Source organism: Roseivirga sp. (assembly GCF_049099775.1).
Taxonomy (GTDB): Bacteria; Bacteroidota; Bacteroidia; order Cytophagales; family Cyclobacteriaceae; genus Roseivirga.
Genome location: NZ_JAGDZM010000004.1, coordinates 629,213 through 643,518 on the forward strand (window position 1 = coordinate 629,213; position 14,306 = coordinate 643,518).

The 14,306-nt window shown below is 37.7% G+C and carries 12 protein-coding genes; 6 read left to right on the forward strand and 6 right to left on the reverse strand.

From position 1 onward, the window contains the following. Nucleotides 1-92: 92 nt before the first annotated feature. The 4 genes from JXQ92_RS07230 to JXQ92_RS07245 form a co-directional block, all read right to left on the reverse strand. The gene (locus tag JXQ92_RS07230; RefSeq protein ID WP_421985931.1) at nucleotides 93-464 is read right to left on the reverse strand and encodes a hypothetical protein; all 372 of its coding nucleotides are present in this window, start codon (nucleotides 462-464) and stop codon (nucleotides 93-95) included. 250 nt (nucleotides 465-714) lie between these two features. Next, on the reverse strand, nucleotides 715-1,854 hold the full coding sequence (locus JXQ92_RS07235; RefSeq protein ID WP_421985932.1) for a cystathionine gamma-synthase: 1,140 nt from the start codon (nucleotides 1,852-1,854) through the stop codon (nucleotides 715-717). A gap of 6 nt (nucleotides 1,855-1,860) precedes the next feature. Beyond that, nucleotides 1,861-3,498: a mechanosensitive ion channel family protein gene (locus tag JXQ92_RS07240; protein WP_421985933.1), complete on the reverse strand. Its 1,638-nt coding sequence runs from the start codon at nucleotides 3,496-3,498 to the stop codon at nucleotides 1,861-1,863. After that, complete coding sequence (locus JXQ92_RS07245) at nucleotides 3,479-6,082, reverse strand: hypothetical protein (RefSeq protein ID WP_421985934.1); 2,604 nt, start codon at nucleotides 6,080-6,082, stop codon at nucleotides 3,479-3,481. Before JXQ92_RS07245 ends, JXQ92_RS07240 begins: the two co-directional genes overlap by 20 nt. A gap of 306 nt (nucleotides 6,083-6,388) precedes the next feature. Between JXQ92_RS07245 and JXQ92_RS07250 the strand changes: the two genes are divergently transcribed. Further along, nucleotides 6,389-6,937, forward strand: coding sequence for a toxin-antitoxin system YwqK family antitoxin (locus tag JXQ92_RS07250; RefSeq protein WP_421985935.1), 549 nt, complete (start codon nucleotides 6,389-6,391; stop codon nucleotides 6,935-6,937). A gap of 73 nt (nucleotides 6,938-7,010) precedes the next feature. On the opposite strand, the gene JXQ92_RS07255 is transcribed toward JXQ92_RS07250, so the two are convergent. Next, entirely contained in the window at nucleotides 7,011-7,931 is a 921-nt protein-coding gene (locus JXQ92_RS07255; RefSeq protein ID WP_421985936.1) for a malate dehydrogenase, read from the reverse strand. Between the two features lie 104 nt (nucleotides 7,932-8,035). Next, a complete protein-coding gene (gene tilS, locus JXQ92_RS07260) occupies nucleotides 8,036-9,373 on the reverse strand; it encodes a tRNA lysidine(34) synthetase TilS (RefSeq protein ID WP_421985937.1) in 1,338 nt (445 codons plus the stop codon). Nucleotides 9,374-9,401: 28 nt separating this feature from the next. On the opposite strand from tilS, the gene JXQ92_RS07265 reads away from it, so the two are divergent. The 5 genes from JXQ92_RS07265 (at nucleotide 9,402) to JXQ92_RS07285 (ending at nucleotide 14,294) form a co-directional block, all read left to right on the forward strand. Further along, nucleotides 9,402-10,925 carry an OstA-like protein gene (locus tag JXQ92_RS07265; RefSeq protein ID WP_421985938.1) on the forward strand — a complete coding sequence of 508 codons (1,524 nt, stop codon included), beginning with the start codon at nucleotides 9,402-9,404 and terminating at the stop codon, nucleotides 10,923-10,925. A 108-nt stretch (nucleotides 10,926-11,033) separates the two neighbouring features. Next, nucleotides 11,034-11,864 carry an outer membrane protein assembly factor BamD gene (locus JXQ92_RS07270; RefSeq protein WP_421985939.1) on the forward strand — a complete coding sequence of 277 codons (831 nt, stop codon included), beginning with the start codon at nucleotides 11,034-11,036 and terminating at the stop codon, nucleotides 11,862-11,864. A gap of 2 nt (nucleotides 11,865-11,866) precedes the next feature. Next, a complete protein-coding gene (locus JXQ92_RS07275; protein ID WP_421985940.1) occupies nucleotides 11,867-12,196 on the forward strand; it encodes a DNA-directed RNA polymerase subunit omega in 330 nt (109 codons plus the stop codon). Between the two features lie 6 nt (nucleotides 12,197-12,202). After that, complete coding sequence (gene coaBC, locus JXQ92_RS07280; protein ID WP_421985941.1) at nucleotides 12,203-13,402, forward strand: bifunctional phosphopantothenoylcysteine decarboxylase/phosphopantothenate--cysteine ligase CoaBC; 1,200 nt, start codon at nucleotides 12,203-12,205, stop codon at nucleotides 13,400-13,402. Beyond that, complete coding sequence (locus tag JXQ92_RS07285; RefSeq protein WP_421985942.1) at nucleotides 13,380-14,294, forward strand: DUF4835 family protein; 915 nt, start codon at nucleotides 13,380-13,382, stop codon at nucleotides 14,292-14,294. The genes coaBC and JXQ92_RS07285 overlap by 23 nt, the downstream gene beginning before the upstream one ends. The last annotated feature ends 12 nt before the right edge of the window (nucleotides 14,295-14,306 follow it).

Here is a 14,306-nt window from a genome sequence, read left to right on the forward strand (position 1 = left end):
GAAGCTATCGTTGTTTTATATGAATGGGCAAAAGAAAAGTCGACCCATTTCTGGATCGACTTTCTTACTTAATTCTGACGTTTTACTAAATCTTAGTTGATCTTGTAAATCGATGTATTGCTATAGCTGGTTAAAAAATCAGCTTTGTTTAATAATTTTTTAATTTGTACATCTTCAATTACCTCATCTCCAGTAAGTTCAATAGACTTGATTAAATTATCTTCGCTATCGTAAATGTCGATGATTTCTACTTCCTGATCTTCTACAACAAAATTCGCGTCATACGCTTCCATTGTAAAATCTTCATAAGCTCTTTCTAAAGAACTTTTGATGTCATATGCTACAGGCACTTCATTTTTAGGAATACTATAAGACTGAATGCCTGCAGTGAATGTCACCATTCCTGCTAATGCCAATGCGACTATCGCTGACATTTTTCGTTTTGTGTTTGCTCCTCTTTTCATGACCGTGTTGTTATTCTGAATGTGTTGTTGTTACTATCTTGTTGTTACCTTAACGTTACCAAATAATATTTGCTTTCGTATATTGTATTAGACGACAAAGGTCAATAAAAGTTTAATTTTTGTCATAAAAAAAGAAGATTATTTTCCCAAACAGGTAAAACCGGGACTGAACCGTATAATCTACTGACTGAATCGTCGGGCACAAAAAAACCCAGCAGCGCCGGGTTCTTAATGCGATTGAATATTTGGACTAACCTATGGCCTGTTCGAGGTCTGCGATTAAATTTTCGGCATTTTCTACTCCAACACTTAACCTTATGAGAGAATCTAGCAGCCCAACCTTGTACCTTTGGTCTCTTGGAATCCCAGCATGCGTCATAGAAGCTGGATGATTTGCCAATGATTCTACTCCTCCTAAAGATTCTGCCAAAGCAAATAATTTCAAACTTTCCATGATTCTGAAAGACGCTTCCTGATCGTCTTCCAATAGGGTGAATGAAACCATGCCGCCAAAATCTTTCATTTGCTCTTTAGCAACCGCATGATTCGGATGATTTTCGAACCCAGGCCAATACACTTTATTAATCTTAGGGTGATTATTCAGATACTCTGCCACCCTCTTGCCATTTGCACAATGTCTTTCCATGCGCAGGTGAAGTGTTTTAATTCCTCTCAGCACCAGAAAGCAATCGAAAGGTCCGGATACTGCACCAGAAGCGTTTTGAATGAATGCTAGCTTTTTTGCTAACTCACTATCTTTTATAGCTAATGCTCCCATAACTACATCCGAGTGACCACCTAGATATTTGGTCACTGAGTGCATTACAATATCTGCCCCAAGATCGAGCGGTGTTTGTAAATAAGGAGTGGCAAATGTGTTATCAACGGCCAAAAGCACATCATGCGCTTTCGCGATAGCCGCAGCACCCTTAATATCAATGATACTCATCATAGGGTTAGTTGGTGTTTCTAACCAAATCAACTTCGTATTATCGTTAATGAAGTTTTCGATATTCGAAATGTTATCTAAATCGATAAAATGAAACTTGATACCTAAGCCTTCAAAAACCTTTGTAAATAAGCGATATGTCCCCCCATACAAATCGTTGCCACTAATTACTTCATCACCAGGTTTAAAAAGTTTCAGTACTGCGTCAATTGCGGCTAATCCTGAACCAAAAACCAAGCCGTGGTCGGCATTTTCTAGTGCAGCAATACTTTCTTGGAGTGCATACTTGGTTGGGTTTTGCGTTCTTGAGTATTCAAACCCCTTATGGTCTCCTGGAGACTTTTGCACATAGGTAGAAGTTTGAAAAATAGGCGTCATTATAGCCCCTGTAGAAGGATCTGGCTTTACACCGGCATGAACTGCTTTAGTATCAAAATGCATTCTAGTTTACTCTTTGATTTGGTTTTTGAAATACGAATCCAATTCTTTTTTCATTTCCTCCTTTGATTGCCTGTATTGAGGTGTCAATGTTTTCTGGCCTGGTAATTCCTCAATCATTAGCGTTTGCGTAGAGAATGCAAAACGAACGCCCAAATGTTCCGCTAGTTTATTTACGTCTAACATTATCTCCTGTCTGCACCTTAATTCGGCATTCCAATCGGGAACTTCAAAAAAGATATAGAGCATGATATCTAGAGAACTGGATGCGTAGTCGTTTAAAAAAATATTGTAATAATCTTTTCGTGTATTTGGATGTCTTTCTACAATCTGCTCTACTCCTTTCACAAAAACTTCGATCAATCTGGCTGGGGTATCGTAGGTTACCGATAGTTTAGTATAGAACCTTCTGTATTTTCTTAAACCATGGTTATCTACATTGCTATTAGAAATGATGCTGTTCGGCACGTACATCACAGAATCTCGAAAAGTTCTAATTCTAGTAGACCGGAAACCCACCTCCTCGACTGTACCATCTATTTCGCCGGAGGTAACCCAATCACCTATCTGGAAAGGTCGATCGATGAAGATCATTAAGGACCCGAAGAAGTTCTTTAAAGTGTCTTGTGCCGCTAAAGCGAAGGCCAAACCACCAATGGACAGTCCCGTTAGTAAAGGCCAGATGTCAAACTTAAAGCTATTTAGGATGGCAATAAACCCAACTATTACGACAAAGAACCTCAATATCTTTCTAATAAGAGGCACAAGCTGATCGTCGAGCGTATTAGCTGACTTTTCAGCCATCTTGGTGAAATATATGCCAATGATATCTACCAGCTTATAGAAGAAGATGGTTGCGAAAAGCGGTACTAAGGCCCTTGCTATTAAAATAAGGTTAATGGCTATATAAGGTGGTAGTTGTATTGTTGGGATTAGAATCTTCGACATTTCAGCCACTATCATCAAGCTGAATGGTTTAGCTGCTGGAATGAGCACATCGCGCGCCAAATCCACCTTACCATACCGATGCATCAGCCTTACGAGCAATATTCTAATGACTAAGGTAAGTAATAGATGGATTACAAAACCTAATGTAATAATGACCAGTATGCCAAGATACTGCCATAAATGAAGCCCTAAATACTTCTTGTTACCCAATTTTGGTAACAGATTCAACAACCTGTCAGTACCATAGGGATACACTTCTTTATGAATTTTATCAATCTCAGATACCGATCTATCTGAAAACAGCCATCCTTTATCGTACTTCTGCACATAAATATCGGGGAATTCGCTGATGAGGGTGTAGCGTGGTTTGTTGTTGTTGAGGGAGTCAGTATAATCGCTATCCCTTGGAACATCTTCTAGCCGAATGAAGTTACCAGAACCATCGAAGACCTGCTTCAATTCTATAGCTAGCTGTTCTAATTCTTTTTGTGTTCTATTTCCTTTAAATAGAGATTTTGAAGACTGTGCTGGATTTCTTGTCTCTTCTTGTAAATAAAAAAGTTGATTGTAAATAGCCTCGTATGGGTTACTGAAAACATCTGGCAATTCATCAGTTTGGCCATTTAAATAAGCGCATGAGCCTAAAAGCAGTACTAAAAAATAGAAAGCGCGGAGGTTCTTAAATCGGTTTAACAGCATAAACATTCATCTGATTGGCGAATTTAACAAAGACTTCGTACTCAAGCCTATTCTGATAAAAAAGTACGCTAATTCGACCACTGTTCTGGATTATTGGTGTTAGAAATTCACCGTTTCGATCGACTATTCGCATCACATTTTCTTTAATATCTCTAATGACGAATACTTCTTTACCATTTCTGAAATTATAAAAATCGATCGAAATATTGCGCGAGTTCGGATAATCGATTGAAAAGCTAGGGTCATGTTTGCTATCAAAAAAGGTCAAAACACGTCCATCATTTCTAACCACGGCGTAGTCTGATTTTAAGGCATCATCTATCAAACTGAAACTTGTATTTACCGAAGGTCGAACAAACTGCTTTTGGGAAATAATCTGACCATTCAGGTTTGCTTTAACGAATTCTCCAGATTCAGTCATAACGGAAACGAAAGTTTGCTCAAAGTTTGCACCTCGCTGAAGCACAATATCTCCTGCAAAACGACCGTCAATTTTCAAAGGAAAACCTGCATAGGCTTCTCCTTTTCTATTCGTTAAATGGATAGTGCCTGAAGTTTCAACAGCAATAAAACAGTCTCTACCTCTTATACGAAGATGAAATGGCGTCTGTAATAAAGGTGATCCAAATACTCTTGGAGCCCAACCATCCAATACCTCACCTTGCTTATTGTGTAAAGTGACATTACCCCTCCTGTCTTCTGATAAATATCGATACTCCTTATTACTGGCATAGTCTATAATCTCTGAACCTGTTATTGGCTGATTGGCTGTAGTTTTCACGGGGAAACCATCTACATTGGTTCCATTTCTATCCACCAGATAAATGGATGAATCCGCAAAAAAAAGATATTGCAGTTTCCTATTCTTATAATAATCTATCTGATGAATATCTCCGGAGATACTATTAGGAAGCTGCTTTTTCCACAAGACTTCTCCTTCTTTATTTGTTAAATAGAGGTTGTTTCTACTGTCTTGAAAAATTACTTCAAGCGAAGAATTATTGTGATTTCTAACGACAAAGGGTTTTGTAACTATCTCACTATCAGCAAATACATTAGCGATTATATCATTTTCATTTATTGTCTGGTCAACATTGGTGATTTGCGTTTGATAGTTTTCTCTGAAATCTAAGTCGCCTGAAACCAACATAGATTTTTTAGTAGCATTCACCTGCACCTTAAAAAGTTCAAGTACATCAAGAAGTTCCGGGTTTTCTTCAAAGAATATAACCCAATTTGGCTTTAGTGAATTCTTAATCGGATCCGAAGCAAATTCAAAATCCTGTATAAATGTGAAATCCGTTTCTTGAACAATATCATCAAGAATGCGTCTTCTTTCAATTGTGCGCCCCCATGTCGACTCATTGTCAAAGTCATTGAGCACAGATTTTAAGGCATCCAAGTTTTCGGAAATCAGTAGTAAGTTTTGCTGAATAGCATAGAATGGCGCACTGGATATTTTCGACAAACTCTGAATCAACCGACCAGTTGTCTGCTTATCATTTATATAGCCGATGTCAGAAGTAATAAAGCGCTCTTTGTATACAGCCGAATCGCCTTCTTGCATTAACGACTCTGCCATTTTACTAAATACATTCGACACTGTTGTTGAGTCTTTTAAGGGAAGCAAATACACATTTTGCTGATCGGAAGCCGTACCTAAATTTATCTGAGCGTAACCATTCCCTATAGCATCTGCCAGTTCAGGATATTCAACCTTATTAGGTTTCCAGCTGAAAGAACTTGCCACTTCTGGAATGAAATTTTTTCCAAATATTTCGGTTGGTGTCGTTTCAGTATCATTTAGCCTTAAACTTTGACCTGAAAATGTCAATCCTTCGTCCGAAACCTTAGCATCAATAATAATATTACCTTTCAAACCAAAGATTGCAGCGTTTGATGACCTTTCTTTAAAGAAGACTGAGGAAAATTCCTTCAGCCTTTCGGTATTGAGAATTATAGTCAAAACTTCTTTGGAAGATAATTTTTCAGTTTGACCTAGCAACCTACTTTCCTCATCTTGAATCGCCCTTACCACATCTTCAACAAGGATTGAATTTTCTGCTATCACTAAATATGCTCCTTCTATTAAAGTAGCGAGCGATAAATCTTGACTCTTAAATAAAGTGATCAACTTCCCATCAAATTCTTGCTCAGATGTCGCAAACTCTTGATTAGCTAACAGTTCTAAAACGTTTTTAATCCGGCCTGTTTCCCAATCAAAACCTTCTGATTTAATGATAAAAAGAGGCGATAATTCATCACTCGCTGTAGTATGTAGCGATATCCAAGTAGTTAATTCCGCCAGCTTAGATGTTAGACTACCATTTTCGTTAAGCGCGTTTACTGCCGCAACTTCTTGTACCAATAGTTGCACTAGCGGGATTTTCTGGATTGGCTTGAACCAAGGTTTGCTTGAAATTAAGTTTGAGAAAGTATTTGGGTTATCAAGTCTGAAAGTCATCAAACTCGTCTCTGGCAAGATAAGTTTTATGTTGTCGGCAGATGACTTTTTATAAGGTGCGAGATAAATTACCCCCACCAAAACAATTAAGATTACTGCTATTCCTTTCCCCTTTTTCAATGCTCTTATTAATGCCCTTTTGAACAACGTATAAAATTAAAGACTTGTACGTTGAAAACTATTTAAGCAGAATATTTTATTCCGTTTAAACCAACCACAAACATTTTGTGTCTAAAAGGTATGGTTCTTGACAGGACAATGAGTAGACAGTCAGTCACATACAAAGAATAGGATGTATACTGTGTTTTTTTGTATTGTTTATCTGACACTTTTACGTGATCTTTACGTTATACTCAAAATATTGAATTTTGATAGCCTGAACCTCGTTTTGACACTGCGATTGGCCATTCGAAAATTTAGACATAAATGCAATTATTACTGACAAAAACACTATTATTCTTCTTATTGCTTTACCCAAACACGGAAATATCAAAGTCTGACAAAGTCTTGATCTCTGATGTAAAGTTTGATAATGGTTTATACATGATTGATGACAGACTCATCAATGGTGAGATAATAGATTATTATGAAAATGAGAAATTGAAATTTCGTTACAGAGTTCTCGAAGGCAGACTCCATGGAATAGCGACAGAATTTTATAAGGATGGCTCTAAAAAGAGTGAGAAGAAGTACACTTTCAATAAGCTCTTTGGCACTTTTAAAGAGTATTACAAAAACGGAGACTTAAAAGCTCAATTTGATGTTGGACTTAATGCCTATGGATCAGGCGAAAAAGTTTCTGATGTTAAAATTGCTGTTGGTAAAAAACGAAAGCTCAAAGGGAAAGACGACGGTATAATCTTTTTCTTAAAGGATGAACAAAATATAAAAACTACGAGCGAAATGATCTCAATCCTTAACCAGAGTAACTATAAAATAGTTGACGATGCTGGCAAGCTGATTTTCAAGAATTAACATTCAAATTAAAAGACATAAAAAAAGGGTCATTTCAATTGAAATGACCCTTTTTAATTTTATTTGATTGATATTAAATCAATCCGTTAGTTTTTCTTACTGCTTCGGCACTTGTTGTTAGGGCTTCTTTCTCTTCTGCGCTTAATTCAACCTCAACAATCTTCTCAATTCCATTAGCCCCTATCAATGCAGGCACTCCAATTGAAATATCATTTAGTCCATACTCCCCTTCCAATAGACATGAGCAAGGGAACATTTTGTTTGAATCATTGGCAATAGCTTGAACCATTGCTGATACAGCAGCACCCGGCGCATACCAAGCAGAAGTACCTAACAATTTGGTCAAAGTAGCTCCACCTACTTTTGTTTCTTGCTTAACTTCTTCAAGTCTATCAGCAGAAACAAACTCAGAAACTGGAACACTATTACGTGTAGCTAATCTTGTTAAAGGAATCATTCCAGTATCACTATGGCCACCAATTACCATTCCATCAACATCAGAAATCGGAGAATCAAGCGCTTCAGCAAGTCTATACTTAAATCTAGCAGAATCTAGAGCCCCGCCCATTCCAATAATTTTACTTTTTGGAAGATTAGTAGCTTGGTGAACCAAATAAGTCATCGTATCCATTGGGTTAGACACCACGATAATGATCACATTTGGAGAAGCAGCTATCAAACTAGCCGCTACCGACTTAACAATACCTGCATTTGTGCTAATTAATTCCTCTCTCGTCATTCCAGGCTTTCTAGGAATACCAGAAGTAATCACAGCCACATCGCTTCCAGCGGTAGCGCTGTAATCATTTGTAACACCTGTAATCTTTGTATCAAAACCATTTAAAGATGCTGTCTGCATCAAGTCCATGGCTTTTCCCTCTGCAAAACCTTCTTTAATATCAATAAGTACTACCTCGGCAGCAAAATCTTTAAGTGCAATGTATTCTGCACAACTGGCACCTACAGCTCCGGCACCTACAACAGTTACTTTCATAATATTCCTCTGGATTAATTTCGTTTATGGCTGCAAAGGTAATAAGCAAATGACCCAAATAAAATTTGTGCGTAAATGATTATTAGCTTTTAACCACTTAAACATCAATTATCTGCCAATGTGAAATGTAAAAGACGTTGAGTGCCCTTATCAACCTTAAATGCTTCAGAGATTCTTAACCCAATTACCCAGGCAATCTTTCCTTTAGACTCAAGCACATGCACTTTCTCTTTATCTAATATTGAAAGCTTTAAGTCAATCAAAATATCACTTAGTAACTTCTTTCCTTGCATGCCTAATGGCTGAATTTTATCACCTTCTTTCCATTTTCTTACCTTGATTGGAAATTCAAGCTTTTCCAAATCAAACATGGCATGTTTAGGGTTTCTATCGATGATTAAATCCTGGGTGAAATTGACCTTTGCTATTTTATAAAGATCAGGACCATTCATTTCAAAAGTCTCACTATCAATTTCATAAATAACATCTAACGACTCATTCTTAGATACTTCGGCTATCATTAGATAATCTCTATCTATTAATAACTGATGACTAACGGATCTAAACACTTTTCCTGATTGTGCATTTAATACTGAGAGTATATCAAGACATTGTGAATAACTGAAGTGATACGCTTCCAACACTTGACTTAAAGTATAAGCGCCAATTTTACGTGCTATTAAAGTTTCCTTTAGAATTCTGACGCCGCCTTGATCTGTTGTTTCAATTAACTCTTCTTTTAAAACGTTTATGGTCTGTTCAGCAAGCTCAAAAACCTCTGCGTTTTTTAGCATGTTTCTCTTTATGGTCTCAATCAGCTGTGGGTTTTGGCTTACGAGTCGAGGAATTATTTCATGCCGCATGAAATTCCTTTTATAATAAGTTTCATTGTTGCTAGAATCTTCACGCCATTTTATACTCTCTTGTGCTGCATATTTCAATAAGTCTTCTTTTGTCAGATTAAGCAGTGGTCTTAATAAAAGGCCAGTATCAGGAGACATGCCCTTTTGTCCTTTAACCGAAGTTCCACGAACCATATTTAAAAGAAACGTTTCAATGTTATCATTTGCATGATGTGCCAGAACGACACGTTCATAGTCATGGATTTGGCAAAGTCTTTTAAACCATTCATAGCGTAAATCTCTGGCGGCCATTTGTGTAGATACCTTATGGATCGTTGCGTATGACTTTGTATCGAAACTTTTCAGGTGACATTTTACCTCCAGTCGATCCGCATGTTTCTTAACAAAGTCTTCATCACCTTCTGAATCGTTTCCCCTTAATTGAAAATTGCAATGCGCAACATCATAGTCTATCTCTAATTCTTCCATTAAATGCCAAAGCACCATCGAATCGACTCCTCCACTGACGGCCAGAAGCACCTTACCACTCCATTCGAAATGGGCACGTTTTTTGACATCTTCCAAAAAGCTATTATGCATAGGTCAAAAATAGCATAAATCACTAATTTTGCGGCTTGTTGAAATGAGGAGAAACAGCATTTACTTTTTATTACTGATCATTTTACCACTCAATATGATCGGGCAGACCACTGTAAAATTGAAAGAGGCTGGCTCATTGACTTTAGTTAAAATCGATGGACAGTCTATTCAGAGGCTTGTTGATTCGGTTTGGCTAGTGCAAGGAAACACTAATATCTACTGCGACTCAGCCTATTTAAACAAACAAACAAACTCTGCTCAGGCATTCGGTCACGTGAAAATTATCGATACGGTAGACATTATCGATATAAAAGCTGACTATTTAAAATATGATGGAAACGTCAGAAAAGCTTTTTTGAGGGACAATGTTGTTTTAAAAGATGATAGCGCTACACTGTATACAGACAAGCTTGATTACGATCGGATTACACGTATAGGAACTTATTTCGACGGTGGTAAACTCATTGATCCAACTTCAATTCTTACAAGCAAGAGAGGCTTTTACAACTACATCACTAAAGAATCTGAGTTTTACGATTCCGTTCGAATGACGAATGATGAATTCTATTTAGAAACTGACACCCTCTTTTATAACACAATTAATACTGATACCAGAAGTATTGGCAAAACACTTGGCGTAACACAAGATGCCGATACTTTAAAGACGAATACAGGATTGTTCTATAATAGGCAAAAGAAGTACGCTGAGGTATACAAAGGCCGAATTTTTAATACCGAATTTGATATAGAAGCTGATACGCTCATTACCGATGACAGCTTGAAGCTTTACAAGGCTTATCAAAACATTACCATGGTTTCCAAAGAGGATTCGTTGACGATTTTTGGTGATAAGGCAAAGTACGATAAGCTGAATAACACCGCTATTGCATACGAGAATGCTTACCTGCGTAAGATGATGCAGGGCGACTCATTATTTATCAGAGCTGACACTCTTTTTTCAGATCAAAGTGACCCTGATAATAAATTCCTAAAAGCCTATCACGACGTTCGCCTTTTCAAATCAAACTTACAGGGCATTGCCGATTCGATGAGTTATAATTTTTCAGACTCGACAATATTTATGTACCAAGACCCAGTCATTTGGGCCAATGACAGCCAGCTGAGTGCAGATTCCATTAATATTGAGATTAAGAATAATAAGGTCGACAAAATGAACTTGGCCATAAAATCCTTTGTCATTTCGCAAGACAGTACAAAGAACTTTAATCAGATATCAGGTAAACTTATGCAAATTCATTTCGAGGAAGGAATAATTCAGAGAACTGACGTGACAGGCAATGGCGAAAGTATTTATTACGTTTTAGACGATAATGGTGCCCTTTCTATGAATAAACTGAAGTGTTCGAACATGATTCTCTATTTTGAAGATAATACAGTAGCAGAAATAAGGACATACCAAGAAGTAGATGCCCAATTAATTCCAGGTTTTAAAATCCTACCAATCGATCGGAGATTAAGAGGTTTCAATTGGCGAACATCCGAGAAGCCGAAGTTGAGAGACATAGCTAGGCACCTGAGATACGACCGTTAAAAAGGGTTAATCCCTTAAAATTCAACCAAAAAGTAATTTTCTTTGATCATTAATTGAAGCCACATCCTGATTGGAAATGTGACGATATACTGGTAACTTTGCACGCTTATGAAAAAAGCCCCTATTCTGTTTATTTTAAGTGCCCTACTGATACTCTCATCGGGTTGCACTACTCAGATGGCTAGACTAGAGAAATCTAGCAACTACGCTGAACTCCTTAATGGGGCCATTGCTTTCTATGAAAAAGGGCAATATATAAAGGCAAAGACGCTTTTTGAAAAAATTCAACCTATTTATCAGGGTACTGAATACGCAGAAAAAATAAGGTATTACTGGGCATACTCTGAGTTCTACATGGGCTTATATCAATTATCTGCCTATCAGTTTAGTGTGTTTTATAACACATACGGAAGAAGTCCGTTGGCAGAAGAAGCTCAATATATGGAAGCATACTCTATGTATTTGGATTCTCCTGGAGCTGATTTAGAACAAACAAGTTCTGAAGAAGCCGTAGTGATGATGCAGAATTTCTTGAACAGATATCCTGTTTCTCAATACTACGAAGAAGCTAACGAGATTATAGATGAGCTACAAGTAAGGTTCGAAACCAAGGCCTACCAAACAGCTAAACTCTATTATAAATTAAGTACTGGACTATCTTTTAGAAACTACCTCGAAGCAGCATTAACTACCTTCCAAACTTTCAAGTCTGATTTCCCAGATTCAAAGTACAATGAAGAGTTGATGTTCTTAAGCGTAGAAACAAGCTTTAAATTAGCAAACAACAGCATTGCCAAAAGAAGGCAAGAGCGTTTTGAAAAAACATTAGAATATCATAAAGACTTTATCGATCGTTTTCCAGTTAGTGAATTCACCAAGCAGGTAAACGACTACTACGAAAAGTCAACAGACGAATTGAATAAATTGAAAACAAATTAATTATGGCAGCTAGTCAATCAATAATTACAAGAGATACAGATAAAATCGGCGACGAAACTGGTAACCTTTACCAATCTATCGCGATCATCTCAAAAAGATCTAAGCAAATTGCTAGTGGAATGAAGGAAGAGCTAAACGGTAAGTTAGCTGAGTTTGCTTCTACTGTTGACAACTTGGAAGAAATCTTCGAAAACAGAGAGCAAATAGAGATTTCTAAGTTCTACGAAAGAATGCCAAAGCCGACAGCAATGGCTATAGAGGAATTCATGAACGGTGAAATTTATCACAGATTCAAAGAAGCAGAAGAAAAAGAGTCTGCAGAAAATAGCTAATCTTTCATGTTGAAAGGAAAGAAAATACTGGTGGGAGTCACCGGCAGCATAGCAGCCTACAAGGCTGCTTTTTTGGTTCGCTTACTTATTAAAGAAGAAGCCGAAGTAAAAGTAATTCTTACAGATGCTGCCAAAGACTTCATTACTCCATTAACCCTTGCCACACTTTCTAAGAACCCTGTTTTTTCAGTGTTTACCGATGGCGATCAAGGTGAATGGAATAACCATGTAGACCTTGGCCTTTGGGCAGACGCCATGTTAGTTGCGCCTGCAAGCGCGAATACAATTGGTAAAATGGCCAATGGCCTGTGCGACAACCTGCTGCTTGCCACTTATCTTTCCGCTAGATGTCCAGTCTTTTTTGCTCCGGCAATGGACCTTGACATGTATCAACACCCATCAGTATTGTCTAATATTAAAAGATTAAAAGAGTTTGGAAATCATCTTATTGAAGCCAGGCATGGAGAACTCGCAAGTGGACTAATCGGGACAGGCCGCATGGCTGAGCCTGAAGACCTTGTTGAGGCTTTAAGAAATGGCTTCGCAACTACTGACTTACCCTTATCCGGCAAAAATGTAATGATTACAGCAGGACCTACTTATGAAGCGATTGACCCGGTTCGCTTTATAGGAAACTATTCTTCAGGAAAAATGGGATACGCACTTGCCGAAAAAGCAGCAAATGCAGGAGCAAGTGTAACTCTCATATCAGGCCCTACTCACCTATCGATAAGTCATCCCAGAATAAACACGGTATCCGTAAAATCAGGTAAAGAAATGTTCGATGCCTGCAATGAGGTTTACGCCAATACTGATATTAATATTTTTGCTGCCGCAGTAGCGGACTATTCGCCTACTGAAGCCGCTGACCAGAAAATAAAAAAACAAGATAGTCGCATGGCGTTAGAGCTCGCAAAGACTATAGATATTGCTAAAACACTCGGTGCTAAAAAGAGTAATCAACAATTTAATGTTGGGTTTGCTTTGGAAACGAACAACGAAGTTGAGAATGCTAAGAAAAAGATCGATTCTAAGAACTTCGATTTAATCGTTTTGAACTCCCTTCAAGACAAAGGTGCAGGCTTTGGACATGACACCAACAAAATTTCAATCATTGACAAAGCCAATAATATTGAGCACTTTGAGTTAAAGACTAAAACGGAAGTCGCTAAAGATATTATTGATGCCATTATTGCTAAGGTCTAGTATTGCTCTCATCATTGGCTTATTGCTTTTTCAGGCTACACTGAGATCGCAAGAATTAGATTTCACAGTTAGTATAAACGCCGATGTAGTTCAGACTACTGAACGGGCGATATTTACAGAAATGCAAGTATCTTTTCAGCGCTTCCTCAATGACACGCGTTGGACGGACGATCGCTTCACGAATAGAGAAAAGATCAAAGGAAACCTTATCATTACCATTCAAGATCAGCCAAGTATTGGACGGTTTGTAGCTAACGCACAAATTCAAGTCTTAAGACCGACCTACGGCTCTACTTATGAGACCATTCTATTGAATTTTGCGGACAGAGATTGGGAATTTCAATTCACGACATCTCAACCCATGATTTTCAATGAGAATAATTTCAGCAGTAACATTACGTCTCTTCTAGCCTTCTATGCCAACCTATCTTTGGGTTTAGACTATGATAGTTTTAGCCCGCTTGGTGGAACACCTCATTTCGACAGAGCATTGCTAATTGTCAATAATGCTCAGAACTCAGGTTCTACAGGCTGGGGACAATTTCAAAATAGAAGAAACCGATATTGGCTAATTGAAAATTTACGTATCAATAGCCAGTATGAACCGATAAGGCAAGCGCTTTACAAATACCATTTACAAGGCCTTGATAAATTTTTAACTGCCCCAGACGAAACAAGAAATATTATACTTGAATCGCTACAAGAAATACAAAAAGTAAACCGAATTTTACCTAATGCCATTCTAACGATCGCCTTCTTAGATGCTAAGAATGACGAGATCATCAACATATTTTCCAAAGGTCCTTTAGAAGTCCGACGAAACGTTTATAACGAGTTATTGAAGCTTGACCCAACGCGCCGATCGAAGTATCAAAAAATCGTACAGAATTAGTATTGTACTTCC